The organism is Mesorhizobium sp. 131-2-1 (assembly GCF_016756535.1).
Lineage (GTDB): Bacteria > Pseudomonadota > Alphaproteobacteria > Rhizobiales > Rhizobiaceae > Mesorhizobium.
This window is the reverse complement of sequence record NZ_AP023247.1, coordinates 3,239,950-3,265,232: the sequence shown is the minus strand read 5'-3', so window position 1 is coordinate 3,265,232 and position 25,283 is coordinate 3,239,950. Positions and strand designations below refer to the sequence as shown.

The following is a 25,283-nucleotide window of genomic DNA, read 5'->3' as shown; positions in this document are numbered from 1 at the left end:
GCCCACAGCAACATGCGGTTAACCTAACCAAATCGTTAAGGAAAGTTTGGTCGCTCCGAGGTTAGCGCTCAGGCTTCGGGATCGCCGCGCTTCCTGCCGATCCGCCGGTAGCGCCACGGCATGAACCAGACGTAGCGCTGGGCGAGCGTCTCGGGCACGAGGTCGATGCCGTGCGTTCCGAACGGGCCGCAGCGCAGCACCCGGAACAGCCCCATCCAGCCCCCGGCCCACAGGCCGTGGCGGGCGATCGCCTCGTGTGCGTATTCGGAGCAGGTCGGCAGGTGCCGGCAGGAATTGCCGACGAAGCCGGATAGCGTCAGTTGATAGAAGCGGACAAGCGACGTGCCAAGCACGCGGCCCGGCGTCTTGCGCCAGGGCCCCGGCCAGTTGCGCCCGCGCCGGATCGGCCCGGCGTCGTGCGCATGCCCATGGTGGTCGTGCACCGCAATCTCCGCATCGCGCTTCCCTGACGATAGATGTGAGCCTTGACTGAAGAACGCAATCCCTTGCTTTTCCGCGTCAGGGTCTTGAACGTCGAAAGGCATGCCGCTCGACCGCAGGCGACCAGCGGGCCTGGCGTGTCGGCCCGTCCTCGCGATGAGCGGCGTGCCGCACCCCTTCACCGCGCCATTGAAACGTCACGATCCGCATCACATCACCGAAGATATCCAGAAGTTCTCGCATGGCAGATCTCCTTCGGCGTCGATTAGACGGCCGCTGGCGCCAGCCTTCAAACGAGTATAATTTCAACCCCGGATAACTAGAGATTATGCGAATGAAGCGCGGACGGCTGCCATTGACGGCGCTGAGAAGCTTCGAGGCGGCCGGACGTCAGCTGAGCTTCAGCCGCGCCGCCGAAGAGCTTTTCGTCTCGCAAGCCGCCGTCAGCCGGCAGATCAGGGAACTCGAAGCCCTGATCGGCAAGCCGCTGTTCGAACGGCTCCATCGCAAGGTTGAGTTGACGGAGACGGGACAGGCCCTGCTCAGTCAACTGACAGCCAGCTTTGACGATATCGATCGTCGTCTTTCGCAGATCGTCAGCAAACCGGCCCAGAGCCCGCTGCGGGTCAGCGTCGAGCCATCCTTTGCCGGCGAATTTCTGATCCAGCGCCTCAATTCGTTCAGGCAGCAATATCCCCAGATCGACATTTCGGTCGACGCCGATTCCCGCCTCGTGGAGTTTCGCGGCAACGAAGCGGAGCTTGCAATCCGCTATGGAGCCAGTGCCCGCTCCTGGCCACGCACGCAGGCGAGGCATCTGGTTGACGTACTGGTGACGCCGGTCCTGGCTTCCAGCCTGCTCGCATCGGGCGCGCCGTTGGCAACGCCCGCCGACCTGCAGCACTACACGCTGCTGCATGACTACAATCGCGACGGCTGGGCGAGATGGTTTCAGGCGATGGACCTTCCAGACCTCGCTCAGCAGAGGGGGCCACTCTTTACCGATGCGGCGCTTGCCATGCAGGCGGCGAAACTCGGGCACGGGGTCGCCCTGGGCGACCGCATATTGAACGGCGCCGACCTTCGGGCAGGCCTGCTTGTGCGTCCTTTCAAGATGGAAGTGCCGTTTGGCGCATATTGGCTTGTCGCCCCCGACTTCCAGCGTCTCAGCTGGCCGGCAAAAGCCTTTTCGGACTGGCTTGTCGAGGAGCTGGGGGCCGGCCCGGAGACAAAAGCAATTCCAGGAAAAGTGTGAAACGGTTTTCCGTCCGGAATTGCGCAAACCAAAGAAATAGAGCGGCTCCTAAGCCGCCTGCCCGGCGCGCTTCCTCTCGATCTGGCCGATGGCGTCGACCACCGCATCGAAGGTCAGCATGGTCGAGGCATGGCGCGCCTTGTAATCGCGCACCGGCTCCAGATATTTGAGGTCGGCAAAGCGGCCCTCCGGCGGTGCGCCGTTTTCCTTCAGCATCTTCAGCATGGTCTCGCGCACGGCGCGCAACTCGTCCGCCCTGGCGCCGACGACATTCTGGGCCATGATCGAGGACGAGGCCTGGCCGAGCGCGCAGGCCTTCACGTCATGCGCGAAATCGGTGACGACGTCGCCGTCCATTTTGAGATCGACGGTCACGGTCGAGCCGCACAGCTTGGAATGCGCGCGTGCCGTCGCATCGGGCTGATCGAGCCGGCCGATCCGCGCGATGTTTCCGGCGAAGCCCAGGATTTTCGCATTGTAGACGTCGTCGATCATATTTTTCCAATCTGTCGCCGCCCAACGAACAGCGATTGCCGCTGTTGCGTCTTTCATTCGCTCGGCACGACCATATATAATGCTGGCAGTCGGGCATCGACAAGGCGACCCAAAAGCCGCTTCCTTTGCCCAAATCAGTTCACGCCGCTTACGGGCTGGAAACCGGGCGAGTTTCTAACACCCGAAAGGTCGTGGTCCGTTCAACTCGTTCCTCCTGAGAGAGGGACTACGGGAGACGCCTTTATGGATGCCGTCATCAAGAAATTCATGCCCCCCGCCGCCTATATGGAAAAGCCCGTCACCGACCGGCCGAGCGAAGCGGAAGTCGAGGCGGCCGTGCGCACGCTGCTGCGCTGGACCGGCGACAATCCGGACCGCGAGGGCCTGATCGACACGCCGAAGCGCGTCACCAAGGCGTTCCGCGAGATGTTCAACGGCTACGACATGTGCCCGGCCGACGAGCTTGGCCGCACCTTCGAGGAAGTCGCCGGCTATGACGACCTCGTGCTGGTCAAGGACATTACCTTCCACTCGCATTGCGAACACCACATGGTGCCGATCATCGGCAAGGCGCATGTCGGCTACCTGCCCGACGGCAAGGTCGTCGGTCTCTCCAAGATCGCGCGCGTCGTCGACATTTTCGCCCACCGCCTGCAGACCCAGGAGGCCATGACGGCGCAGATCGCCGGCGTCATCCAGGACGTGCTCAACCCGCGCGGCGTCGCCGTCATGATCGAGGCCGAGCATATGTGCATGGCCATGCGTGGCATCCGCAAGCAAGGCTCCACCACGCTGACCTCGACCTTCACCGGCGTCTTCAAGGACACGCCCGAGGAGCAAGTCCGCTTCGTCACCATGGTGCGCGGCAGCGGGGCCTGAGGTGCCCTCGTCGGCCGATTCAAACTAAGGACCGGCGATGTCGGCACTGGAATTCCCCAAAGCCCCCTCGGACAAGAAAGCGCTGGAGGAAGGCACGGCCTTCTCCCCGCGCTTCGATGCGGCCGGCCTTGTCACCGCGGTCGTCACCGACGCTGAGGACGGCAAGCTGCTGATGGTGGCGCACATGAATGCCGAGGCTCTGGCACTGACGCTGGAGACCGGCATCGCCCACTACTGGTCGCGCTCGCGCAACGCGCTGTGGAAGAAGGGCGAGACCTCGGGCAACGTCCAGACCGTCGTCGAGATGCTCACGGATTGTGACCAGGATTCGATATGGTTGCGCGTCAAAGTGTTGGGCCACGACGCAACCTGTCACACCGGTCGACGTTCCTGCTTTTATCGGACGGTGGGGCTGATCGACGGCAAAGCAGCGCTTGCCGACGATGGCAGTAGGCCGCTGTTCGATGCGGAACGGACGTATCGGAAGCCGGTGTGAACCATTCAATATTCACAAACCACTAATATTCACTATTCTCAAACATCCTTACTGTAGAAGGGATGTGGGATAAGGGGAGATCATGATGCTCGAATGGGCGTCATTACGTGGCAGACCAGACGTTCGAGAGGCCAACGGCCCCTCCTCGTCCGGCGGCGCATCCGATCAGAAGCCTGGCAAGAAGACTGGTATTTCGCTGGCGCTCGGCGGTGGCTGCGCGCGCGGCTGGGCTCATATCGGCGTGCTGCGCGCGCTCGACGAGGCCGGCATCGAAGTGTCGATGATCGCCGGCACCTCGATCGGCGCGTTGGTTGGCGGCTGCTACCTGGCCGGCAAGCTGGACGAGCTGGAAGAATTCGCCCGCAGCCTGACCAAGCGTCGCATCTTCGGCCTGCTCGATCTCAACCTGCGCGGCAGCGGCCTGTTCGGCGGCATGAAGCTCGATCAGCGCCTGCGCGAGCATATGGCCGGTATCCGCTTCGAGGACCTGCCGAAACCCTTCGTCGCCGTGACATCGGAAATCCGCACCGGTCATGAGATCTGGCTGTCGAGCGGCTCGCTGATCACCGCCATGCGCGCTTCCTACGCGCTGCCCGGCGTGTTTGAGCCGGTGACCTGCAATGGCCGTATTCTCGTCGACGGCGCGCTGGTCAATCCGGTGCCGGTTTCGGTTTGCCGCGCCTATGAGCAGCCGCTGGTCGTGGCGGTCAACCTCCACTATGACCTGTTCGGCCGCGCCGCCGTCATCAAGCACAGCGCCGGTGAACTGGTCATCGAGAAGGACGTGCAAGGAACCGGCCGGGCCGAGACTGCGCACCAGTCGCACCAGACGCGGCTTGGCATCACCGGCGTCATGGTCGAAGCCTTCAACATTATCCAGGACCGGATCTCGCGCGCCAGGCTCGCCGGCGACCCGCCCGATATGTCGCTGCAGCCCAAGCTCAGCCATATCGGCCTGACCGAATTCCATCGCGCCGACGAGGCGATCCGCCTTGGCTACCAGGCGACGATGGCGCAGATCAGCGAACTGACCCGCCTGCAGACCGTTCTGGCCTGATCTCAAGCAACAGCCAGGTTTTCAGGCCAGTGCCGCGTCGGTGATGCGGAACTGCACCGTGCGGTTGCCGTTCCAGTAATTGCCGGACAGCGAGCCGGCGATATGCACCGTCTTGCCACGGTTCCTGAACAGGAATTCGCCGAGCGCGGTATCGACGGCGCGGAAGGCAATCGCCTGGATGCGGCCGCCGCTTTGCGACTGCAGCTCGGCGCGGATGTGGTTGGTGCCGACCGGCCGCGCATCGGCCAGCCGGTGGCGCGGCAGCGCGAACACCGGCGCGACATGGCCGGCGCCGAACGGGCCGGCCTTTTCCAGCGCGTCGAGCAAGGAGAGTGTCGCGCCCTCGGCGGCGAGCGCGCCATCGATCGCCAGGCTCTCCTCGTCCTGCAGCCGGAACACGTCGGCCGCCGCGCGCTCCTCGAAGAAGGCCCGCAGCTCGCCCAGTCTCGATCGTTCCACCGTGATGCCGGCCGCCATGCCATGTCCGCCGCCCTTGACGATCAGCCCGGCATTGGCCGCCTCGCGCACCAGCCGTCCGAGATCGAATCCCGACACCGAGCGCCCCGAGCCGGTGCCGACGCCGTTGGCGTTGAAGGCGATGGCGAAGGCCGGCCGGCGCGCGTGGTCCTTGAGACGCGAGGCGAGCAGGCCGACGATGCCCGGATGCCAGGTGGTGCTGGCGGTGACGACGATGGCCGGGCCATTGCCGCCGGCAAGCTCGGCGTCGGCCTCGGTGCGCGCCTCGGCCAGCATCTCCAGCTCCATCTGCTGGCGCTCCTGGTTCAGCCGATCGAGCGTCTCGGCGATCGTGCCGGCCTCGACCGGGTCGTCGGTGGCAAGCAGGCGGCTGCCGAGCGCGGCATCGCCGATGCGCCCGCCGGCATTGATGCGCGGCCCGATCAGATAGGCGAGATGAAAGGTGCTGATCGGCTCGCCGATGCGCGAGACTCGGGCAAGGGCTGCCAGCCCCTCATTCTTCTGCTGGCGCACCACCTGCAGCCCCTTGACCACGAAGGCGCGGTTGACGCCGGTGAGCGGCACCACGTCGCAGACGGTGGCCAGCGCCACGAGGTCGAGCAGCGACAAAAGGTCCGGCGGCGCAGCCTCCGGCAGCCGGCTTCGCAGGATCTTCGCCGTCTGCACCAGGCAGAGGAAGACGACGCCGGCGGCGCAAAGATGTCCCTGCCCCGAAAGATCGTCCTCGCGGTTGGGATTGACCACCGCGTCCGCCGCCGGCAGCGGACCCCCGACCTGATGATGGTCGAGCACCACGACATCGGCGCCGGCCTGCTTCGCCGCGTCGATCGAGGTGGCGCTGTTGGTGCCGCAGTCGACGGTGACGATGAGCTTGGCGCCGCGCGAGATGAGGTCGCGCATGGCTTCCGGATTGGGGCCATACCCCTCGAAGATACGGTCGGGTATGTAGATTTCCGACGGCACCGAGAAATGCGCAAGGAAACGCTTGAGCAGCGCCGACGACGCCGCGCCGTCGACATCGTAGTCGCCGAAGATCGCCACCTTCTCCTTGGCAACGATTGCTTCGGCGAGGCGCGCCGCGGCCCTGTCCATATCGGTGAGCGAGGCCGGGTTCGGCAGCAAGTCGCGGATCGTCGGGTCGAGGAAGCGCTCGGTCTGCTCGGCGCTGACGCCGCGCCCGGCCAGCACCCTTGCCACGATGTCGGGCACGCCATGGCCCTGGGCGATGGCAAGCGCCGTCATGTCCTGCCGTTCGGTCAGCCGGTGCTCCCAGGAGACACCGGTCGCCGATTGCCTGACATCCAGGAAAAGCCGTCTTTCGCCCGTCATGCGACGCGCCGCCCGCATATTTTCATAGTGCCGATACTAATATGCGACGGCCAGTCGGAACGGAATCAAAACTTTTCCAGGTCCTGGTGCCGCGCCTTGATCTCGCGCACCGTGCGCGACGACGAGCGCAGCACGATGGTGTGCGTGGTGATGTAGGTGCGGCCGAACTTGACGCCGTCGAGCAGGTTGCCGTCGGTGACGCCGGTTGCCGCAAACAGCACGTCGCCGCGCGCCATGTCCTTTGCCTGGTAGACCCGCTTCGGATCGGCAATGCCCATCTTGGCCGCGCGCGCCACTTTCTCCGGCGTATCGAGGATCAGCCGCCCCTGCATCTGGCCGCCGGTGCAGCGCAACGCCGCCGCCGCCAACACGCCTTCCGGAGCACCGCCGGTGCCGAGATAGATGTCGATGCCGGTCTCTTCCGCGTCCGTGGTGTGGATGACGCCGGCGACATCGCCATCGCCGATCAGCCGGATCGCCGCACCCGTCGCACGCACCGCGTCGATCAGTTTTGCGTGGCGCGGTCGGTCGAGGATGCAGGCGGTGATGTCGGACACCGCGACACCCTTGGCCTTGGCCAGGCTGGCGATGTTTTCAGCCGGCGTCGCGTCGATGTCGATGACGCCGTCGGCATAGCCCGGCCCGATGGCGATCTTGTCCATGTAGACGTCGGGCGCGAACAGCAGGCTGCCTTTCTCCGCGATGGCGATGACGGCAAGCGCATTGGGCAGGTTCTTGGCGCAGATCGTCGTGCCTTCGAGCGGATCGAGCGCGATATCGACCGCCGGGCCTTTGCCGGTGCCGACCTCCTCGCCGATGTAGAGCATCGGCGCCTCGTCGCGCTCGCCCTCGCCGATCACCACCGTGCCCTTGATGGCGAGCCGGTTGAGTTCCTGGCGCATGGCGTCGACCGCGACCTGGTCGGCCGCTTTCTCGTCGCCCCGCCCGCGCAGCCTGGCAGCCGCCACCGCGGCCCGCTCGGTGACGCGCACCAGTTCCATGGTGAGTATCCGGTCGAGGCCGGCGACAATGTTCTGGGCCACGTTCATCTATGGGAAATCCTCGTTGACGCGAGCGGTCGTATTTTGAGCCGCTCTAACACTTGTTTTGAGCAATTCGGCAGGAAAACCGCTGCGCACTTTCCTGGCATTGCTCCCGCCTCCCGCAGAGGCGCGTTTCTTGTGTCAAAGCTCCGTGACAACGGCAAGACTTGGCCGGCGATTTTTTGAAATCCCAGCAATATCAATCGATTGAAGGCGAATTTGGCTCGGACTATTCCGCCCGTTCGATGCGGATCACCTGCGGCTTGTCGGTCAGGTGGCCATCCTTGGTGATGCCCTCGACGGCCTTGCGCACCGCTGCTTCCGTCGTCTCGTGGGTGACGAGGATAACTGTCTTCTGCGCGTCGGTTTCCGGACCGGCGGCCTGCTGGACGATCGATTCCAGCGAGATGTCGTTGTCGGCCATGCGCTTGGCGATCGCGGCGAAGACGCCGATGCGGTCATGCACGGTGAGCCGGATGAAATAGCCGCCGGCATGGCTGCGCATCTGCGCCCGCTTGTAAGGCCTCAGTTCTTTCGCCGGGCGGCCGAAGACCGGTCCGTGCTGGAAGCCCGGCCGGCTCTTGGCGATGTCGGCGATGTCGCCGATCACCGCCGAAGCGGTGGCGTTGCCGCCCGCACCTGGGCCGGAAAGCAGAAGTTCGCCAAGGATGTCGGTCTCGATCGCCACCGCGTTGGTGACGCCATGCACCTGCGCGATGACCGAGGCGGTCGGCACCATGGTCGGATGCACGCGCTGCTCGATGCCGCTCTCGGTGCGCTGGGCGACGCCGAGCAGCTTGATGCGGTAGCCGAGGTCGCCGGCGGCGCGGATGTCGGCCTGGCTGATGTTGGAGATGCCCTCCATATAGATGTCGTTGGCGGCGATCTTCGTGCCGAAGGCGAGGCTGGTCAGGATCGACAGCTTGTGCGCCGTGTCGTGACCCTCGATGTCGAAGGTCGGATCGGCCTCGGCATAGCCGAGCCTTTGCGCGTCCTTCAGGCAGGCGTCGAAGGTGATGCCTTCGGCTTCCATGCGGGTCAGGATGTAGTTGCAGGTGCCGTTGAGAATGCCGAAGACCCTGGTGACCGAATTGCCGGCCATCGCCTCGCGCATCGTCTTGATGACGGGGATGCCGCCGGCAACAGCGGCCTCATAGTTCAGAAGAACACCCTTCTTCTCGGCGATCTCGGCCAGTTGCACGCCATGCTTGGCCAGCAGCGCCTTGTTGGCGGTCACCACATGGCGGCCGGCCTCGAGGGCCGCTTTCACCGAGGCCCGCGCGGGTCCCTCGTCGCCGCCGATCAGTTCGACGAAGACATCGATGTCGGCCTTCTCGGCCATCTTGACGGCATCGTCGAACCATTCAGCCTTGCCGAGATCGACGCCGCGGTCGCGCCTCGGATCGCGGGCGGAGACGGCGGCAACCACGATGTCGCGGCCGCACTGGCGGGTGAGTTCCGCCGCCTTGTCGCGCAGCACGCGCGCCACCGAGGCGCCGACCGTGCCGAGGCCGGCAATTCCAACACGCAACGCTTCAGCCATGTCCGGCGACGCCCCTCAAGAATTCGATCGATGTGATGTCAGGCAAACTCAACGGTGCGCGGAGAGCGGCACCACATTGTTCGGCTGCTTGGCGCTGGACGCCAGGAAGCGCTTGATGTTGCGGGCAGCCTGACGGATGCGGTGCTCGTTCTCGACCAGCGCGATGCGCACGTGATCGTCGCCATGCTCGCCAAAGCCGACGCCCGGCGCCACCGCCACGTCCGCATGCTCGATCAAGAGCTTGGAGAATTCGAGCGAGCCGAGATGACGGAACTGTTCCGGGATCGGCGCCCAGGCGAACATCGAGGCCGCCGGCGCCGGGATGGTCCAGCCGGCGCGGCTGAAGGAATCGACCATCACGTCGCGGCGCTTGTGGTAGACCTCGCGCACCTCGGCGATGTCGGCGCCATCGCCGTTGAGCGCATGCGCCGCCGCCACCTGGATCGGCGTGAAGGCACCGTAGTCGAGATAGGATTTGACGCGCGTCAGCGCCGAGATCAGCCGCTCGTTGCCGACGGCGAAGCCCATGCGCCAGCCCGGCATCGAGAAGGTCTTCGACATCGAGGTGAACTCGACGCAGACGTCGATCGCGCCCGGCACCTGCAGCACCGAGGGCGGCGGATTGCCGTCGAAATAGATCTCCGAATAGGCGAGGTCCGACAGGATGATGATGTCGTTCTTCTTGGCGAAGGCGACGACGTCCTTGTAGAAATCGAGCGAGGCGACCAGCGCCGTCGGGTTCGACGGATAGTTGAGGATCAGCGCCAGCGGCTTCGGGATCGAATGGCGGATGCCGCGCTCGACCGCCGGGATGAAACCGTCATCCGGCTCGACCTGCAGCGAGCGGATGACGCCGCCCGACATGATGAAACCGAAGGCGTGGATCGGATAGGTCGGGTTCGGGCACAGGATCACGTCGCCCGGCGCGGTGATCGCCTGCGCCATGTTGGCGAAGCCTTCCTTCGAGCCGAGCGTGGCCACGACCTGCGTGTCGGGATTGAGCTTCACGCCGAAGCGGCGCTGATAGTAGTTGGCCTGGGCGCGGCGCAGGCCCGGAATGCCGCGCGAGGAGGAGTAGCGATGCGTGCGCGGATCGCGCACCACCTCGCACAATTTGTCGACGATGGCCTTCGGCGTCGGCAGGTCCGGATTGCCCATGCCGAGATCGATGATATCGGCGCCCCGCGAGCGAGCGCTGGCCTTCAGCCGGTTGACCTGCTCGAACACGTAAGGCGGAAGCCGGCGGACCTTGTGAAATTCTTCCATGTCAGTTCCAGACATTCAAAAGGTGGTTTCGGCGCGCGATATATCCCTAATTGCAGCTAGGGTCGAGGGCGGGATCGCATTTGGCCTCGATCTGCTTCAGCGCCTGGTCGCCGTGGTTCTTCGCCAGCGAATTCAGCGACGCCGGGCTTGCCGTCTGGCCTCCGCCGCCGCCCTTGGAAAGCTGCGCCTGCTGCTCGCCCTTCAGCTGCGCGAGTTTGGCGTCCGTCTCCTCCTTGGTGAGCTGCTTGGCGGCCACCTGCGGCGGAATGTTGAGGTTCGGATAGGAACCGGTGTCCTTCGGCCCTTCGACCCCGGCGACCGGCGCCGTGTTGGCGGTGTTGCTGGTGGAGCAGCCGCCCACGACCAGGCTGGCCGACAGCAAGGCCATCGCCGTGGCCATGCGGCAAATGCCTGCACTGGTCGAAAAAACCGTCTTGCCAATATTAATCGTCATATTGTTTTCCTGGCAGCCGGGTTAGAGCGTGTTGGACCCGGTCAGATGTCCCATGATAATATGTCAAGAAAACGCCCCGGGAGGAACCCCGCGAACCATGTCCAAAGCGCCCGATTCGGACAAAGCGGAAGATGGCGGACCTTCGACGGTCGAGCAATATCTGGTCAAGGACCCGGAACGCTTCGCGTTGAACATGGCACGCATGATCGAGCAGGCCGGCAAGGCGGCGTCGGCCTGGGCCGAGCCGCGCGAGAAGGGCGAGGTGCGCGACCATGTCGCCGAGCCAGTGGTCGACATGGTCAAGACCTTCTCCAAGCTCAGCGAATACTGGCTCTCCGACCCGCAGCGCGCGCTTGAAGCGCAGACGCGGCTCTTCGCCGGCTACATGACGGTGTGGGCAAACGCCATCCAGCGCGTCAGCCCGAATGCCGAGGCGCCTGACGACGCCGTCAAGCCCGAACGCGGTGACAAGCGCTTCCAGGACCCGGAATGGGGCCGCAACGCCTTCTTCGATTTCCTCAAGCAGGCCTATCTCGTCACCTCGCGCTGGGCGGGCGACCTGGTCGAGCATGCCGAGGGGCTCGACGAGCACACCCGCCACAAGGCCAGCTTCTACGTCAAGCAAGTGTCGAACGCGATCGCGCCGTCGAACTTCATCCTGACCAATCCTGAGCTGTTTCGCGAGACCGTCGCCTCCAACGGGGAGAACCTGGTGCGCGGCATGAAGATGCTGGCCGAGGACATCGCCGCCGGCAAGGGCGACCTGAAGCTCAGGCAGGCCGACTACTCGCCCTTCGAGATCGGCAAGAACGTGGCGACGACGCCCGGCAAGGTGGTCGGCCGCAGCGACGTCGCCGAGATCATCCAGTACGATCCGGTGACCGAGAGCGTGCTCAAGCGCCCCTTGCTGATCTGCCCGCCCTGGATCAACAAGTTCTACATCCTCGATCTCAACCCGCAGAAATCCTTCATCCGCTGGGCGATCGAGCAAGGCCACACCGTCTTCGTCATCTCCTGGATCAATCCGGACGAGCGCCACGGTTCCAAGGGTTGGGAAGCCTACATCCGCGAAGGCCTGCAATACGGCCTCGACATGGTCGAGAAGGCGACCGGCGAGAAAGAAGTCAACGCCATCGGCTACTGCGTCGGCGGCACGCTGCTGGCGGCTGCGCTGGCGCTGCTGGCGCAGGAAGGCGACGACCGCATCAGATCGGCCACCTTCTTCACCACGCAGGTCGACTTCATCCATGCCGGCGACCTGAAAGTGTTCGTCGACGAGGACCAGGTCGCGGCGGTCGAGCGCTCGATGAACGAGAAGGGCTATCTCGACGGCACCAAGATGGCGACCGCCTTCAACATGCTGCGCTCGGGCGACCTGATCTGGCCCTATGTCATCAACAACTACATGCGCGGCAAGGATCCCCTGCCCTTCGACCTCCTGTACTGGAACGCCGATTCGACCCGCATGGCGGCGGCCAACCATTCCTTCTACCTGCGCAACTGCTATCTCGAGAACAATCTGTCGCGCGGCACGATGGAGCTTGCCGGCCGCACCGTCTCGCTAGGCGACATCAAGATCCCCGTCTACAACCTGGCGACCAAGGAGGATCACATCGCGCCGGCGCTCTCGGTGTTTGTCGGCTCGCGCTATTTCGGCGGCAGCGTCGAATATGTGATGGCCGGCTCCGGCCACATCGCCGGCGTCGTCAATCCGCCGGCCGCGAACAAGTACCAGTACTGGACTGGCAGCAAGCCTGTGGGCGACTTCGGCCAGTGGTTCGCTTCGGCTGTGGAGCATCCCGGCTCCTGGTGGACGCACTGGCAGCACTGGGTCGAAACCCAGGACAACGCCCGCGTGCCGGCGCGCAAACCGGGCAAGCATATGAAAACCTTGGGGGATGCGCCGGGCACCTATGTCAAGGTGCGCGTGTAACAGACTGTAATGTCTGGTGAGTTGACGGCCTGCTAAAACAGGTCGAAATGGTGGCGTCAACTATCTGGCAGTCGCAATTCGCCTTGAAAAAACGATTACTTCCGAGGCTTGCAGATTTGACACAGGTCCCGTTTCCGGTTTGGGAACAGAGGGTTCGTTGCGAGGGGCGCAGAACGCTGCGGCTATGACGAGCCGGCCGGATACCGAGGGGGAATTTAGTTTTGAAATCAGGTGGTTGGCGTCTCGCACGAAGGGAAAGTCGCAGCATTGCGGCGGCGCTTTTCTCCGTGCTTTTGGCCTCCTGCACCTCTGCCGGCGACCCGACCATGTCGGTCGGCATGCCTGCCTATAATACCACCTCCACCGAGATGAGCGCGGCAACCAGTGCCAGGCCGGCAGGCTCGACCGATTCGTCGCTGCAGGCAACTTCCGCCTCTTCGGAGGCGGTATCGACCGTGATGGACGATAGCGACAAGCCCTTGCCTGAAAAGGTCGCCTACGTACCGGTGACCAAGCCCGGGGCGGCCTTCCCGATCAACGTGCCCGCCGGCGCCGACAGCATTGCCGGCAACACGCCGCAGCCGCTGGTGCAGCCCGCCCAGACGGCCGAGCAAACGCAAGCCGTCGCCCAACAGGTCGCCGCCGGCGACGCCACCGCGAGCGCGGCCAAGCCGCAGGCCGAGGCGGCCGCGCAGCCAATGAACAACGGCGTCTACGTGACAGCGGGCGAAGCTCCGCAGCAGCAGATCAGCGCACCGAAGAAGGGCCTGTTCGCCTCGCTGTTCAGCACCACGCCTGCCTCGGCGGCGCCGGCGCCGCTGGTCAACACGCGCTCGGGCGACCAGCCGGCCGTCGCCAAGGCGCCTGCCAAGCCGATCATCACGCTGGCTTCCGCAACCCCGGCCGAAAAGCCGGTGCAACTGGCCTCGCTCGACGACCCGAGCAATCATATCACCGGCGCCGATGCCCTGCCCGGCGTGCGCCAGACCGCGCTGTTCGAGATCAAGCGCAAGTCCGGCATCGACGATGAGAGCGACGTCGACCTCAACGAGGACGAAGGCTCGGGCGGCCTCTACCAGGTGGCCTCGGCCGCCGGCATGGCGCGGCTCGCGCCGAACGGCCTGTTGAAGCAGAACGAGAGCGTCGACGTCGCCTGCCTGAAGCCGTCGCTGGTGCGCGTGCTGAAGACGATCGAGGGTCACTACGGCCGCAAGATGATGGTCACCTCCGGCTATCGCGACCCGGCCCGCAACCGCCGCGCCAACGGCGCCAAGAATTCGCTGCACATGTATTGCGCCGCCGCCGACATCCAGGTTCCCGGCGTCTCCAAATGGGAGCTGGCGAGCTATATCCGCTCGATGCCAGGCCGCGGCGGCGTCGGCACCTACTGCCACACCGAATCCGTCCATGTCGACGTCGGCCCCGAGCGCGACTGGAACTGGCGCTGCCGTCGGCGCAGCGGCGGTGGTGACGGCTGAGGCTTCGCGGTAGTCCTGCCCCCCGCAATCGCGATTTTTGCCACTGTTGAAAAAAGTTGTCGCAGGCGGCGGCAGACGGGTTGCCGGTTGCGAACAACGCAATTATAAGCCGCTGCATCTGAGCGCGCCCATCGTCTAGCGGTCAGGACACCGCCCTTTCACGGCGGTAACAGGGGTTCGATTCCCCTTGGGCGTACCAAATTCTCAAGTGCCTTGATTTCATTGGGCGTTCGAAAGAACGCTTCTGAACAGACGAGAGAGCTGTTCAAACACCCGGGACCCGCGAACATAAATCCACCGAGCCCGGCGCTGTGTTGTCCTCGGCGTTCCCTGTGGCCCCCACAGCCGTCATCGCAGTCCCGCACGGGGAAGTGGCTCTAAGCTCCACGAGGCCGCAATTCGGGCCCGCTGGTTGATCAGCCTTCCGCCTCGGCCAAACTGATCTCCAGGCGCTCGATCAGCTCCAGATAGCGCGGATGATCGCGCAGCGGATTCATATCCACGTCCTGCGCCATCCAGTGCACTTGCTGCAATCCAAGCTGCGGCACGCTGTGCTCCAGCGTGTCGATCGCCTTTTCGACGGCGCCGATCGCAGCCAGGAAACACGCGACATTGTAGTGACTGTTATAGTCCTCCGGATCGATGGTGATCGCGCGCTCAGCCCATTCGACGGCGCGTTCGTCCAGGCCGAGATTATGGAGGATGTAGCAGCCATAGGCATAGGCTGCCCCATCGTCCGGATACAATTGCATGGCTTTCTCGATGCGGGTCAGCACCCCCTGTGAAAGCCTGTGGGCCTCCTCCTCGTCGCCCAGGGTCTTGCGGCAATCCCAGAGCATGCACATCGCACCATAGCTGTTGCGATCAACCTCCGCCGCCTTTTCATATGCGGCCGCGGCCTCTGCAAACTTGCGCTCCATGCGCAGCACGTCGCCCAAGGTCCTGTGCGCCTCGTAGAGATTGGGATCGAGCGCGATTGCTCGCCGGCAGGCAACGCCTGCCAGTTCGATCTTCTCCTTCTGGAAATGTACCATCGCGTCAGCCACGTGAGCTTCCGCCAGCGTCGAGTCCAATGCCAGTGCGCGCTGCGCCTCGGCGCTCAAGGTGACAAGATTTGCGCTGCGATCTCCGGATCTCAGCAACATGCCTTCAGCCAGCGCCAGCCCGGCCCGCGCCAGCGCGTATTCGGGATCGATCTCGAGCGCTCGCTGGTAGAGGCGCCGGGCGGAAAGGTGATTGCGACGGCCCAGGCGCAAGAAATGCTGCCGTCCCATCAGGTAATATTGATAGGCTTCAACGTTGTCGGTCGTGCGCTTGCCGATGGCAGCATGCTCGGCCGGCATCAGCTGGATTTTCAGGGCATCGACGATGGCCCGCGCGATCTCGTCCTGAAGGGCGAATATGTCGTTGAGATCACGGTCGTAGCGCTCGGCCCACAGATGATGCCCACTCATCCCGTCGATCAACTGCGCGGTGATCCGAACGCGACTTCCCGCCTTGCGCACGCTGCCTTCCAGCACATGCGAAACTCGCAATTGCCGCGCCGCTTCGCTCACGTCCATTGCCTTGCCTTTGAGGGCGAAGGTTGTGTTGCGCGCAGTGACCGCCAGTGCCCCGACCTTGCTGAGGTCGGTGATGATGTCCTCGGTGATTCCGTCGGAGAAGTATTCCTGCTCGGGGTCGCCGCTCATGTTGTTGAAGGGAAGGACGGCGATCGACGGCTTGGCACGGGCGGCCGGCTCGGCTTTCTCTCGAGCGATCGAGGCAATGGATCGGGGCGCCGCGTCAGCGAAGAGGTCGACGTTATAGACCCTGACCGGCCGCTCGATGTTCTTCAGTATTTGCTCGCCCGTATCCTCGAAGGTCAAGTCGAGCCGGTTGCCGACATTGTCGCGGACCGAACCGGACACTGCTACGCCGCCCGGCCTGGCCATGCTCTCGATACGCGCCGCGATGTTGACGCCGTCGCCGTAAATGTCGTTGTCCTCGACAATGATATCGCCGAGATGGACGCCGATGCGGAACTCGATCCGCCTGTCTTCCGAAACGTCGACATTGCGCTCGCGCATTTTGCGCTGGATCTCGGCGGCACACGCCACGGCGTTCACCACGCTTGGGAACTCGACCAGCATGCCATCGCCGGTGAGCTTGACGATCCGCCCCCGATGTTCAGCAATCTTGGCGTCCGCCATCTCGCGTCGGTGGGTCTTCAGCGCCGACAGCGTGCCCGCCTCGTCCAGCCCCATGAGCCTGGAGTAGCCGACCACATCGGCAGCGAGGATCGCGGTAAGCCGGCGCTCCATAAGTGAAGTCCGAGTTGTTCAGAGAAGGCCAAAGTATCAGGTTCGGTGGTACGTGCTAATATGGAAATTCCGTTGTCGCAGCCCTTGGGCATCAGGAGGGATTGTGGCTCGGAAACGGTTCAATCAGACAAACCTACGCCTCTGCACAAGCGCGCGATAGCCACAAAGCCCGCTCCCGGCTGCGGCTTGCGAACGAGCTCTGCCCTACTCCATTTGAGGTATGCCGTGGCCTAAGGACAGTCTTTTGAGCATGTGCTAATAAAAGCTTTGCAGGAGGGATGCCATGCCGTCCTTGAGGTGGGCTGCTATTGTCGCGCTTGCCGCGACGCTCAACAATACGACACCGATAGCCGCCGCCGAAACAGTCGGCAAGGCAGTCGTGATCAAGACTGCCGTCACCGGCGCAACCGGACCGCTGGTGGTCAGCGCACCCGTTCATCGGGACGAACGTATCAGGACATCCAATACCGGGCTTGGCCAATTCGTGTTCCTGGATGGCACCAAACTGGCGGTAGGGTGGGGTTCTTCCGTCGTCATCGACAAGTACGTCTTCAACGATGATAATTCGGTGAAGAACCTTACCATCCGCGCTGCCAAGGGAACGTTTCGCTGGATAAGCGGAAGCTCGTCCTCGTCCGCCTACCAGATCGTCACGCCTGCAGGCACGATAGGCGTGCGGGGAACAGCATTCGATGTCCACATCGCGCCCAACGGCAAAACCGCCGTCGTGCTCCTGAAGGGGTCGGCTCGATTCTGCAGCGGCGGCGGATGCAGGGAACTGAAGCAGCGCTGCGATTGTGTGGTCGCGTCGCCATCAGGCGCAATGAGCGACGTTACCAAGGTCAATCGATCTGTGCTCGCCGCACTCGGCACCCAGCGGGCGTTGCCGTTTCTGACCGGCACTCAGCAGCTTTCGGGAGGCTTCGGCACGGGTGGAAATTGCGGGCTTACGGCCGCCATTCAGCAGGAGCATACGCCGCGGCCGCAGCAGCAACGGGCGCCCAGTCCACCGAGTCCGGGCACACCCAATCCGCCGGATCCGCCGGCCCCGCCGACAGATGATGGCAACAACGGTCATGGAAATGACCCGGGCAAGCACGACCCCAGCAATCCCGGAAAATCCTACGGTCCTGGCCGAAAATACGGATAGGGCAAGCGCAACAGACAGCCGCTCTTTTTCCTGGCGCGTCCTGTGCTCGGCTTCGCTGGCCGGTCGGGGCCAACGTGCTTCTACGTCGGTGGGGACGAAATCATTGCCCTTGAAGAGCAGCGAGTGCGGCGGTCAACTTGCCCTGTCTGAATGCAGGTCAGGAACCGGAGCCGAATTGTTGCTCCGCATAGCCGGCATTCGCTTCCACCGCCGCTCCCGCCCGTTTGGCAAGAAAATCATCCGGTCTGCGCGATATCCGGCCATAGAAGTCCTGCAAGCCAGCCGGCAGGCCCGCGGCCTTGGCTTTGGCCGCCGCGATGATCCGTCGGCTGCGTGGCGAGCGCGAACGCAATGCCTCGACGAGCTTGCCGTGGAGTATCTGCAATTCCGCAAAATCCGGCGACGACGCAACATTTTCATCGCCGACGACGGCATTGATTCTCGTCCTCGCGCTCTTTCCCTTGAGCTCCAGCGATCCCGCGTGGAGGGAGGCCCAGCCTGGCAGCGATCTTACTGTGTCGTCGGACGCGAGGATGTCGAAACTCACCGTCTTGCACGCTGTCTCGATACGCGCTGCGACATTCACCGCGTCGCCAACCGCCGAATAGTTGAATCGCGACTCCGCACCCATGTTTCCGACGCAGGCGACACCGGTATGGATCCCGATACCGATGCGAACCGTCTGCCCCACCCCGAATCCGAATGCATCGCTTTCGTTGAGGCGAGCAATCGTCTCGCGCATGGCCAATGCCGCGCGAACGGCTTTGGCGGGATGATCGGTGACATCGATCGGGGCATTCCAAAAGGCCATGATCGAATCGCCGATGAACTTGTCGAGTGTGCCTTCATTGGCGGTGACATGACGGCTGAGCGCGTCGAGAAGCGTGTTCAGAAACCGCACGACGGCGGTGGGCGGTAGTCTTTCGCTGATCTCGGTGAAGTTTCGCACATCGACAAACATCACTGTCAGCTCGCGATCGTCGCCGCCAAGACGAAGTGCGTTGCGCGTGTGCTCGATGCGGTAGAGAAGCGATGGCGACAAATATTGGCCGAAGGCCCGCCGGATCGCGCGCCGCTCCCGGTCGGTCACCAGGAAGCGGAAAGAGGTGGTCGCGAAATGCGTGATCGAGCCCATGACGATTGGCGCAAAAGGGTCGAACAGCAGTCCCGCAAGCGAAAAGGCAAACCATGATGCGACGAGCGCCAGGCCCGTGATCGCCAGGCCGCAGGCGAGCGCGATCGCGGGGCTTACGAAAATCGTGAGAAACACCAGAAGGGTGCCCAGCATGGCGATCAACGCGATTTCCAGCCCGTTTGCCCAGTCGGGCCGCGACAGATAGTGGCTGGACAGTACCTGCTCGACAATCTGCGCGTGGATCGAGACGCCTGGCACGTTCTCACCGAGCGCAGTGACACGAATATCCTGCAGCCCGGCGGAGGAGGTGCCGACAAACACGATGCTGCCCTCGATCGCGGCCCTTGTTTTGGGGGAGACGCCGTCGGGTGCAAGCACGTCCTTCGCCGAAACATACCGTTCCGCCCTGTCGGGACTGACATAGAGCCAGAGTTCACCGGCGGAGGTCACCGGGATAACGAAGTCGCCGATCTTGACGGAGGTCATTATGCCCTGCCCCTCCGGCGCGCCGGCAATGAGATAGGTGGAGGCGCCCTGCGCTACCCTCATGGCTTCGAGGGCAAGGTCCGGATAAAGCTGCTCGCCATCGCTGAGAAAGAGTGGAGCTGTCCTCACCACAGCAGTCGATCTGCCCGGATTGAGGCTGATATGTCCAATGCCGGCGGCATTGGCCTCAAGCTGCGGCCGCAGCGGTGTGGCTGCCCTGATATGGGGAGGAGCATCGACCGGGCTCTCGCCCGTAAAGGCAATGCCAGCCTTCACTTGCGGATGATAGTTCCCTTCGTTGGAGATGCCGTAACCCAGGACAACCGGCTTGCCGGCGATCGACCGGGCGAAGATCTCGTCGTTGTCGGGCAGGCGATCGAGCAGGGCAGTATCGATGCCTGGCACGTCGCGGACAACAGTGCGAGGCGACAGACGATCGGGCTCGGCGAAAAGGATGTCGAACGCGATGACTGCCGCACCAAGCTCCGTCAGTTTATCGACCAGAGCCGCCATGCGATCCCTGGGCCACGGCCACTGGCCGAACTGCCGCAATGAGGCCTCGTCTATGTCGACCACGCGGACAGGCATCGCCTCGAAGCTGCGAGGTGCCAGCCGCTGATATTGGTCGAACGTCGCTTCGCGGGCGAGCCTCAACGGCTGCGGATCCCTCGCCCGGACAATGGTAAACACCGCTACCAGCGACAGGCCCAGGATGACGCCGGCCAACTGAGCGCGTGTCATCACTTCTGCACCAGTTGCTGTGCCGCGAATCCGTCCTGCATGGTCCCGCCCCGGGAAATAGCTTCTCGAACCCCAACGCTAGGCTGCATTGTTCCCGGCGAAAGCGCAATCGCCAACCTGCAGGCAACGCCGATAAGCCGGCTCCAGTGGTTGAACAGATCAAATGAGCATGCGCACGCGCAAGGCTTCGAGTTGACTGGTGCCCATTGCACTAGGAAACGGCTCGAAAAGCCACCCTCTGCGACAGCCCCCCACCCGCCCTGTTCTCCAGCGCGATCGTCCTCCCCAGGCGGGCCGCGAAGACCCAGGACATCGGAGGCGCGAGGTCCGTCCAGAGTTCAACAGCCTTGAACAAATCTCCGTGAGCAAAGGCCCGGAAGCAGTCGCCCGCCATATCTGTAAATCCATCGAGGTAGCGAGATGCCGAACGCCTACGATCTCGGAACCGGTCTGGTCCGCCGCATCTATGAGAAACGCATCGACGCGCCGGCGATTCTCGATGCCGGCAAGCATTTTCTCAATGCGGCGAAGTTCACAGCCGCCTGGCGGACGATCCGCGACGAGGCGCTTTCCGTGCAGCTCGGCAAGGTGCCGCGCTTCCACGACATCATGCCGGAGCAGGCCGAGATCTCGGCCAATGACGGGCTCGACTGGCGCATGTTCGTGCTCAAGGCCTACGATCTTCCGGTTCCGGAAAACCTCGCCCGCATGCCGGTGCTCGGCCGGTTGCTTGCCGAATGCCCGGAGGTGAAATCGGCGGCCATCTCGTTCCTTGCCCCGCGCAAACACATACCCCGCCATCGCGGACCATTCCGCGGCATCATGAGGTTTCACCTCGGCCTGGTCATCCCGAAACAGGCGGATGGGCGGCCGGCAACGGTCATGATGATCAACCATCAGGAGAAGCGGATCGCCGATGGCGAGTGCATGCTGTGGGACGACACTTTTCCGCACGAGGTCATGAACAACGCGGACCAGGCTCGCGTCGCCCTGTTGCTCGATGTCTGGCGCCCGCGAATGCCGCTGGACATGGAAATCCTGTCCAGGCTGATCGTTCGCGGCGTGCAGACGGGGATGCGCTATCGGGGGGTGTCTTTTTCCGGATGAATGCCCGGATTGGCCGCAAGGGCGCGTTGGCCGACGAGGTTAGAGCAATTCCAGGAAAAGTGCGTAGCGGTTTTCCGTCCGGAATTGCGTAGAAACAAAGACTTAGGGCGGATTCCGTGAAGCGCTGAACCGCTCTAGACCCGCAGCCCCCTCGCCTCGCCGCTGCGCTTGCCGGGAACCATCATGTCCCTGGCCAAGAGACCGCTGACGCGGCAGAACGCCATGAACGCCCGGCACGCTTCCTCGGTCTTGACCACATCCACCGTGGCGCCGAAGCAGGCGTTGAACGCGGCCTCGTAGACCTTGCCCTGGCGACGGGCCGGCCAGTCCTGCAGGAAATCGAGCGCCTGCTCGACGCCGTAGATCTCCTCGACCGGCAGGCCAGGTGCTGGCGCGATGCGCACCGGCACCTCGAATTGCAATCTGTCCATTCCCTGTCTCCCGGACCGGCGCCGCCACGCGGCGCCGCTCGTCCTGAAAATTGCTTTTGGCCGGGCTTTTGACCCAGGAATGTGTCCTCAGTGCGGTCAGCCTACTGGTTGGCCGGATCGGTTTCCGCCTCGAAGGCCATGCGGCTGACGAAGAACAGGGCGAAGGCCGAGGGTACGGCAAAGATGCCGCCCAGCACCATCGCCGCCGTGCCCGCCATGCCGAGCGTCTCGGCGACCGCCCAATAGACGGTTCCGATGCAGATGATCACCTGGACGGAGAGAAAGAGCGCGGCCGACACGGCGCGCGTCAGCGTCTTGAATGTCTTGATGCGTTGCATTGAGCATGTTCCGGAAATGGCGCGCCACGCGGCGCGGGACGGCCGGCGGCCGCCGCGCGGATCGCGACGCGAAAGAATGGGGAATGGTTTGAAGGCGCGGTCGGCGACCGCTCGGCTCAGGCGAAAGGCGGCGCGCGTGGCTGGTTGGTGCTCGCCTGCCGCAAGGGCATGGCAGCCGGCGCGGCTACTGCCTGGACCGGCGAAGCCTGGTCGACGAGGAGACTGTGGGCCGTCGGCGCAAGCGCGCCGGCATCGCCGCTCAGGAACTTGACCGGCAGTACCCGGCCGGCACGGACTTCGAGCGCCTGCGCTTTGCCGGTGATGCGCAGCAGCGCAGCATGATCGCCCTGCCGCGACGCGCTGATGCCGGCGCCGCCGCTAGTGGCGGCGCTCGATGCCTGCTGCTGCGCGAGGCCGATCAGCGACACCAGCAGCAGGGCCATCAGCCCCGAGCAGGCCGCCCTGACCAGCGACAGCGATGATCTTGCGCGCGTGGATGCCATCAAAGGCCAAAGCTCTCCAAACTCTACCCCCGCCCTAACCCACAGGGCCTGAAAAGGAAAGCACATGGCCGATCCGGCACCGGACCGGGCGGATGGCTGGGACATCCGGGCCGAATATAGCGGGCTTAAGTCCGTCGCCGGCAGTTCGTCCTTGAACCTTGCGGCTTCCGGTGCCAAATCTGGGGAGATTTTCGTGACGGCTCGCATCATGGGCCAATCCACCCGGCAAACGGACGTAAATGGTTACCTATCTCGACGCCGCCACGGCACCGCTCAGAAACACCGGCCAGATCCGCCTCTATGGCGAGGAAGGCTTTGCCGGCATGCGCAAGGCCTGCGAGCTCACGGCCCGCTGCCTCGACGAGCTGGTGCCGATGGTCGCGCCCGGCGTCACCACCGAGGCGATCGACCGTTTCGTCTTCGAGTTCGGCATGGATCATGGCGCGCTGCCGGCGACCCTCAACTATCGCGGCTACACCAAATCGTCCTGCACCTCGATCAACCATGTCGTCTGCCACGGCATTCCCGACAACAAGCCGCTCAAGGATGGCGACATCGTCAACATCGACGTCACCTATATCCTCGACGGCTGGCATGGCGATTCCTCGCGCATGTATCCGGTGGGCACCATCAAACGCGCCGCCGAGCGCCTGCTCGAGGTCACCCATGAGTGCCTGATGCGCGGCATCGCCGCGATCCGGCCCGGCGCCCGCACCGGCGCCATCGGCGCCGCCATCCAGACCTATGCCGAGGCCGAGCGCTGCTCGGTGGTGCGCGATTTCTGCGGCCACGGCGTCGGCCTGCTGTTCCACGACGCGCCGAACATCCTGCACTACGGCACCGCCACCGAAGGCGTCGAGATGCGGCCGGGCATGATCTTCACCGTCGAGCCGATGATCAATCTCGGCCGCCCGCATGTGAAGGTGCTGTCGGACGGCTGGACCGCGGTGACGCGCGACCGCTCGCTGTCGGCGCAATACGAGCACACGATCGGCGTCACCGACACCGGCTGCGAGATCTTTACGCTCTCGCCGAAAAAACTCGACCGCCCCGGCCTGCCGGCCTAATCTTTCCCTCAAAGCCTTCGGGGGTATGGCGGGTATGGGGAAAACCGGCGACGACGAGCGGGGATTTTTCTCCGAGCGGTGGATCGAACCGCCGGCGGGGAAAGCGGCGGTTGAAAAAAAGGCGGCAGCCGAGCCGCCGCACTATCACGGCCATCGCGACCGTCTGCGCGAGCGTTTCACGTCCGCCGGCCCCGACGCCCTCCCCGACTACGAGCTTCTCGAACTCCTGCTCTTTCGCCTGATCCCGCGCGTCGACACCAAGCCGATCGCCAAGGCCTTGCTGGCCCGCTTCGGCACCTTCGCGGAAGTGCTTGGCGCGCCGGTGGCGCTGCTGCAGGAGGTGAAGGGCATCGGCCCCTCGGTGGCGGTCGACCTCAAGGTGATCGCAGCCGCTTCCCAGCGCATGGCGCGCGGCGAGGTGCGCGGCCGCGAAATCGTCTCGAACTGGACGCAGCTTCTCGACTATTGCCGCTCAGCCATGGCCTTCGAGAGCCGCGAGCAGTTCCGCGTGCTGTTCCTCGACAAGAAGAACGGGCTGATCGCCGACGAGGTGCAGCAGGTCGGCACCGTCGACCACACGCCGGTCTATCCGCGCGAAGTGGTCAAGCGCGCGCTTGAACTCTCGGCCAGCGCCATCATCCTGGTCCACAACCATCCGTCCGGAGACCCGACACCCTCGCGCGCGGACATCGAGATGACCAAGCAGATCATCGACACCGCAAAACCGCTGGGCATCGCCGTCCACGACCACCTCATCATCGGCAGGAACGGCAATGCAAGTATGAAGGGGTTGTTGTTGATCTAACGCATGACGCTCAAAAGTGCGCAGAGGTTTTGGGAAACGACATGCGTAGATACAAGAACTGAAGCGCGTCGCCTGAATCCGCTTCAGCAAGCCGCGCTTCAAATTCATGTCGCAGGCGCGATGCACCGAAATCCAAGGTGGCAGGTTGACGTATCCACCGATTGCGCCATGCGTGCAGCCGGTCGGTAACGCCGGCAATAACTTGGAGCGCACAGGAAGGAGCCGCCCTTGGTAACCCTGCGCGGAATCTTGATGTCGGGCGTCGCCGGATCGTAGCTCGCCTCGCGTTCGCCGCCGCGCGGGTTGGCCATCGTGCAACAGGGGCTTTCGATCCGGCGGTGCTCCTGGTACCAGTCCGTGGTCCACTGCCAGACGTTGCCGGCCATGTCGAAGAGGCCATAGCCGTTCGCCGGGAAGGAAGCGACCGGGGCAGTCCATTCGTAGCCGTCCTCACAGTCGTTGCGATACGGAAACTCGCCCTGATAGGTGTTGGCCATGTGCTGGCCGCCGGGGGTCAGTTCGTCGCCCCATACGAATTCGGCGCCGTCCAGCCCGCCGCGCGAAGCGAATTCCCACTCGGCTTCGGTCGGCAGCGCCTTTCCCGCCCATTTCGCATAAGCTTGTGCGTCTTCATATGCGATGTGCACGACAGGATGGGTGTCGAGCTTCTTGATGCTACTGGCGGGCCCGCGCGGATGCCGCCAGTTGGCGCCGCGCACGTAGGCCCACCAGCTGTAGTGATTGTTCGGATCGATGCCGCGCTGAGGCTTGACGAACAAGGCTGAAGCCGGCGTCAACGATTCTGTGCTGGCCCCAGGATAGTCCGCGGCATTTGCCGGACGCTCGGCCAGCGTGACATAGCCGGTCGCCTCGACGAAGCGCCTGAATTCCGCGTTTGTGACCGTCGTGCGATCCATCCAGAAGCCGCCGACGATGACGCGATGCGCCGGTGCCTCTTCCGGATAGTGGCTGTCCGAGCCCATCAGGAATTGGCCGCCTGGAATCCAGACCATATCGCCGTGCGACGAGGCCGCCGGCGTTGCGGCAAGTCGTGCCTCAGTCATCGTGCGG

At 64.0% G+C, this 25,283-nt stretch carries 24 protein-coding genes and 1 tRNA gene; 11 read left to right on the top strand and 14 right to left on the bottom strand.

The window, feature by feature from the left end; genetic code table 11:
- Window positions 1-68: 68 nt before the first annotated feature.
- On the bottom strand, window positions 69-443 hold the full coding sequence (gene yidD, locus JG743_RS15645; protein WP_202302058.1) for a membrane protein insertion efficiency factor YidD: 375 nt from the start codon (window positions 441-443) through the stop codon (window positions 69-71).
- Window positions 444-519: 76 nt separating this feature from the next.
- Window positions 520-684, bottom strand: a complete 165-nt coding sequence (locus JG743_RS15640; protein WP_202302056.1) for a hypothetical protein — start codon at window positions 682-684, stop codon at window positions 520-522.
- Window positions 685-775: 91 nt separating this feature from the next.
- Here JG743_RS15640 and JG743_RS15635 point away from each other — a divergent pair, with 91 nt between their 5' ends.
- The gene (locus JG743_RS15635; RefSeq protein ID WP_202302054.1) at window positions 776-1,696 is read left to right on the top strand and encodes a LysR substrate-binding domain-containing protein; all 921 of its coding nucleotides are present in this window, start codon (window positions 776-778) and stop codon (window positions 1,694-1,696) included.
- A 48-nt stretch (window positions 1,697-1,744) separates the two neighbouring features.
- Here JG743_RS15635 and JG743_RS15630 read toward each other — a convergent pair whose 3' ends face one another.
- Window positions 1,745-2,191 carry an iron-sulfur cluster assembly scaffold protein gene (locus JG743_RS15630; RefSeq protein WP_202302052.1) on the bottom strand — a complete coding sequence of 149 codons (447 nt, stop codon included), beginning with the start codon at window positions 2,189-2,191 and terminating at the stop codon, window positions 1,745-1,747.
- A 243-nt stretch (window positions 2,192-2,434) separates the two neighbouring features.
- Between JG743_RS15630 and folE the strand changes: the two genes are divergently transcribed.
- The 3 genes from folE (at window position 2,435) to JG743_RS15615 (ending at window position 4,623) form a co-directional block, all read left to right on the top strand.
- A complete protein-coding gene (gene folE, locus JG743_RS15625; protein WP_202302050.1) occupies window positions 2,435-3,070 on the top strand; it encodes a GTP cyclohydrolase I FolE in 636 nt (211 codons plus the stop codon).
- Between the two features lie 37 nt (window positions 3,071-3,107).
- Entirely contained in the window at window positions 3,108-3,566 is a 459-nt protein-coding gene (gene hisI, locus JG743_RS15620) for a phosphoribosyl-AMP cyclohydrolase (RefSeq protein ID WP_202302048.1), read from the top strand.
- Window positions 3,567-3,651: 85 nt separating this feature from the next.
- Window positions 3,652-4,623 carry a patatin family protein gene (locus tag JG743_RS15615; protein ID WP_202302650.1) on the top strand — a complete coding sequence of 324 codons (972 nt, stop codon included), beginning with the start codon at window positions 3,652-3,654 and terminating at the stop codon, window positions 4,621-4,623.
- 21 nt (window positions 4,624-4,644) lie between these two features.
- Here the strand turns inward: JG743_RS15615 and recJ are convergent, their stop codons facing one another.
- From recJ to JG743_RS15590, 5 genes are all read right to left on the bottom strand, one after another.
- Window positions 4,645-6,429, bottom strand: a complete 1,785-nt coding sequence (recJ, locus tag JG743_RS15610) for a single-stranded-DNA-specific exonuclease RecJ (RefSeq protein WP_202302046.1) — start codon at window positions 6,427-6,429, stop codon at window positions 4,645-4,647.
- A 65-nt stretch (window positions 6,430-6,494) separates the two neighbouring features.
- On the bottom strand, window positions 6,495-7,478 hold the full coding sequence (glpX, locus tag JG743_RS15605) for a class II fructose-bisphosphatase (protein ID WP_202302044.1): 984 nt from the start codon (window positions 7,476-7,478) through the stop codon (window positions 6,495-6,497).
- A gap of 223 nt (window positions 7,479-7,701) precedes the next feature.
- On the bottom strand, window positions 7,702-9,015 hold the full coding sequence (locus JG743_RS15600) for a homoserine dehydrogenase (RefSeq protein ID WP_202302042.1): 1,314 nt from the start codon (window positions 9,013-9,015) through the stop codon (window positions 7,702-7,704).
- A 48-nt stretch (window positions 9,016-9,063) separates the two neighbouring features.
- Window positions 9,064-10,281, bottom strand: coding sequence for an LL-diaminopimelate aminotransferase (locus tag JG743_RS15595; RefSeq protein ID WP_202302040.1), 1,218 nt, complete (start codon window positions 10,279-10,281; stop codon window positions 9,064-9,066).
- A 46-nt stretch (window positions 10,282-10,327) separates the two neighbouring features.
- The gene (locus JG743_RS15590; RefSeq protein WP_202302037.1) at window positions 10,328-10,735 is read right to left on the bottom strand and encodes a hypothetical protein; all 408 of its coding nucleotides are present in this window, start codon (window positions 10,733-10,735) and stop codon (window positions 10,328-10,330) included.
- 97 nt (window positions 10,736-10,832) lie between these two features.
- On the opposite strand from JG743_RS15590, the gene phaC reads away from it, so the two are divergent.
- The 3 genes from phaC (at window position 10,833) to JG743_RS15575 (ending at window position 14,345) form a co-directional block, all read left to right on the top strand.
- On the top strand, window positions 10,833-12,668 hold the full coding sequence (gene phaC, locus JG743_RS15585) for a class I poly(R)-hydroxyalkanoic acid synthase (protein WP_202302035.1): 1,836 nt from the start codon (window positions 10,833-10,835) through the stop codon (window positions 12,666-12,668).
- Window positions 12,669-12,994: 326 nt separating this feature from the next.
- Window positions 12,995-14,146, top strand: a complete 1,152-nt coding sequence (locus JG743_RS15580) for a D-Ala-D-Ala carboxypeptidase family metallohydrolase (protein WP_244673197.1) — start codon at window positions 12,995-12,997, stop codon at window positions 14,144-14,146.
- Between the two features lie 124 nt (window positions 14,147-14,270).
- Window positions 14,271-14,345: transfer RNA gene (locus JG743_RS15575), tRNA-Glu, on the top strand.
- A 217-nt stretch (window positions 14,346-14,562) separates the two neighbouring features.
- On the opposite strand, the gene JG743_RS15570 is transcribed toward JG743_RS15575, so the two are convergent.
- Window positions 14,563-16,449, bottom strand: a complete 1,887-nt coding sequence (locus tag JG743_RS15570; RefSeq protein ID WP_202302033.1) for an adenylate/guanylate cyclase domain-containing protein — start codon at window positions 16,447-16,449, stop codon at window positions 14,563-14,565.
- Window positions 16,450-16,732: 283 nt separating this feature from the next.
- Between JG743_RS15570 and JG743_RS15565 the strand changes: the two genes are divergently transcribed.
- Window positions 16,733-17,599 carry a FecR family protein gene (locus tag JG743_RS15565; protein ID WP_202302031.1) on the top strand — a complete coding sequence of 289 codons (867 nt, stop codon included), beginning with the start codon at window positions 16,733-16,735 and terminating at the stop codon, window positions 17,597-17,599.
- 157 nt (window positions 17,600-17,756) lie between these two features.
- Here JG743_RS15565 and JG743_RS15560 read toward each other — a convergent pair whose 3' ends face one another.
- Window positions 17,757-19,961, bottom strand: a complete 2,205-nt coding sequence (locus tag JG743_RS15560; protein ID WP_202302029.1) for a CHASE2 domain-containing protein — start codon at window positions 19,959-19,961, stop codon at window positions 17,757-17,759.
- 420 nt (window positions 19,962-20,381) lie between these two features.
- Between JG743_RS15560 and JG743_RS15555 the strand changes: the two genes are divergently transcribed.
- Entirely contained in the window at window positions 20,382-21,068 is a 687-nt protein-coding gene (locus JG743_RS15555; RefSeq protein WP_202302027.1) for an aspartyl/asparaginyl beta-hydroxylase domain-containing protein, read from the top strand.
- Between the two features lie 134 nt (window positions 21,069-21,202).
- Here JG743_RS15555 and JG743_RS15550 read toward each other — a convergent pair whose 3' ends face one another.
- The 3 genes from JG743_RS15550 to JG743_RS15540 form a co-directional block, all read right to left on the bottom strand.
- Entirely contained in the window at window positions 21,203-21,499 is a 297-nt protein-coding gene (locus JG743_RS15550) for a DUF982 domain-containing protein (protein ID WP_202302025.1), read from the bottom strand.
- Between the two features lie 101 nt (window positions 21,500-21,600).
- Complete coding sequence (locus tag JG743_RS15545; protein WP_202302023.1) at window positions 21,601-21,837, bottom strand: hypothetical protein; 237 nt, start codon at window positions 21,835-21,837, stop codon at window positions 21,601-21,603.
- 116 nt (window positions 21,838-21,953) lie between these two features.
- Window positions 21,954-22,340, bottom strand: coding sequence for a hypothetical protein (locus JG743_RS15540; protein ID WP_244673156.1), 387 nt, complete (start codon window positions 22,338-22,340; stop codon window positions 21,954-21,956).
- A 239-nt stretch (window positions 22,341-22,579) separates the two neighbouring features.
- On the opposite strand from JG743_RS15540, the gene map reads away from it, so the two are divergent.
- Both map and radC read left to right on the top strand, forming a co-directional pair.
- On the top strand, window positions 22,580-23,407 hold the full coding sequence (map, locus tag JG743_RS15535; protein ID WP_202302021.1) for a type I methionyl aminopeptidase: 828 nt from the start codon (window positions 22,580-22,582) through the stop codon (window positions 23,405-23,407).
- A 34-nt stretch (window positions 23,408-23,441) separates the two neighbouring features.
- On the top strand, window positions 23,442-24,212 hold the full coding sequence (gene radC, locus JG743_RS15530) for a RadC family protein (RefSeq protein ID WP_202302019.1): 771 nt from the start codon (window positions 23,442-23,444) through the stop codon (window positions 24,210-24,212).
- Between the two features lie 104 nt (window positions 24,213-24,316).
- On the opposite strand, the gene JG743_RS15525 is transcribed toward radC, so the two are convergent.
- A complete protein-coding gene (locus tag JG743_RS15525; protein WP_244673155.1) occupies window positions 24,317-25,276 on the bottom strand; it encodes a formylglycine-generating enzyme family protein in 960 nt (319 codons plus the stop codon).
- Window positions 25,277-25,283: the final 7 nt, after the last annotated feature.

Coding starts and splice junctions, on each gene's coding strand:
- folE (WP_202302050.1), top strand. CDS start 2,435: ATGGATGCCGTCATCAAGAAATTCATGCCCCCCGCCGCCTATATGGAA.
- JG743_RS15580 (WP_244673197.1), top strand. CDS start 12,995: ATGTCGGTCGGCATGCCTGCCTATAATACCACCTCCACCGAGATGAGC.
- JG743_RS15595 (WP_202302040.1), bottom strand. CDS start 10,281: ATGGAAGAATTTCACAAGGTCCGCCGGCTTCCGCCTTACGTGTTCGAG.
- radC (WP_202302019.1), top strand. CDS start 23,442: ATGGGGAAAACCGGCGACGACGAGCGGGGATTTTTCTCCGAGCGGTGG.
- JG743_RS15570 (WP_202302033.1), bottom strand. CDS start 16,449: ATGGAGCGCCGGCTTACCGCGATCCTCGCTGCCGATGTGGTCGGCTAC.
- JG743_RS15640 (WP_202302056.1), bottom strand. CDS start 684: ATGCGAGAACTTCTGGATATCTTCGGTGATGTGATGCGGATCGTGACG.
- JG743_RS15525 (WP_244673155.1), bottom strand. CDS start 25,276: ATGACTGAGGCACGACTTGCCGCAACGCCGGCGGCCTCGTCGCACGGC.
- JG743_RS15550 (WP_202302025.1), bottom strand. CDS start 21,499: ATGGACAGATTGCAATTCGAGGTGCCGGTGCGCATCGCGCCAGCACCT.
- JG743_RS15540 (WP_244673156.1), bottom strand. CDS start 22,340: ATGGCATCCACGCGCGCAAGATCATCGCTGTCGCTGGTCAGGGCGGCC.
- recJ (WP_202302046.1), bottom strand. CDS start 6,429: ATGACGGGCGAAAGACGGCTTTTCCTGGATGTCAGGCAATCGGCGACC.
- JG743_RS15630 (WP_202302052.1), bottom strand. CDS start 2,191: ATGATCGACGACGTCTACAATGCGAAAATCCTGGGCTTCGCCGGAAAC.
- JG743_RS15635 (WP_202302054.1), top strand. CDS start 776: ATGAAGCGCGGACGGCTGCCATTGACGGCGCTGAGAAGCTTCGAGGCG.
- phaC (WP_202302035.1), top strand. CDS start 10,833: ATGTCCAAAGCGCCCGATTCGGACAAAGCGGAAGATGGCGGACCTTCG.
- map (WP_202302021.1), top strand. CDS start 22,580: ATGGTTACCTATCTCGACGCCGCCACGGCACCGCTCAGAAACACCGGC.
- JG743_RS15545 (WP_202302023.1), bottom strand. CDS start 21,837: ATGCAACGCATCAAGACATTCAAGACGCTGACGCGCGCCGTGTCGGCC.
- JG743_RS15565 (WP_202302031.1), top strand. CDS start 16,733: ATGCCGTCCTTGAGGTGGGCTGCTATTGTCGCGCTTGCCGCGACGCTC.
- JG743_RS15560 (WP_202302029.1), bottom strand. CDS start 19,961: ATGACACGCGCTCAGTTGGCCGGCGTCATCCTGGGCCTGTCGCTGGTA.
- JG743_RS15615 (WP_202302650.1), top strand. CDS start 3,652: ATGCTCGAATGGGCGTCATTACGTGGCAGACCAGACGTTCGAGAGGCC.
- JG743_RS15555 (WP_202302027.1), top strand. CDS start 20,382: ATGCCGAACGCCTACGATCTCGGAACCGGTCTGGTCCGCCGCATCTAT.
- JG743_RS15590 (WP_202302037.1), bottom strand. CDS start 10,735: ATGACGATTAATATTGGCAAGACGGTTTTTTCGACCAGTGCAGGCATT.
- JG743_RS15600 (WP_202302042.1), bottom strand. CDS start 9,015: ATGGCTGAAGCGTTGCGTGTTGGAATTGCCGGCCTCGGCACGGTCGGC.
- hisI (WP_202302048.1), top strand. CDS start 3,108: ATGTCGGCACTGGAATTCCCCAAAGCCCCCTCGGACAAGAAAGCGCTG.
- glpX (WP_202302044.1), bottom strand. CDS start 7,478: ATGAACGTGGCCCAGAACATTGTCGCCGGCCTCGACCGGATACTCACC.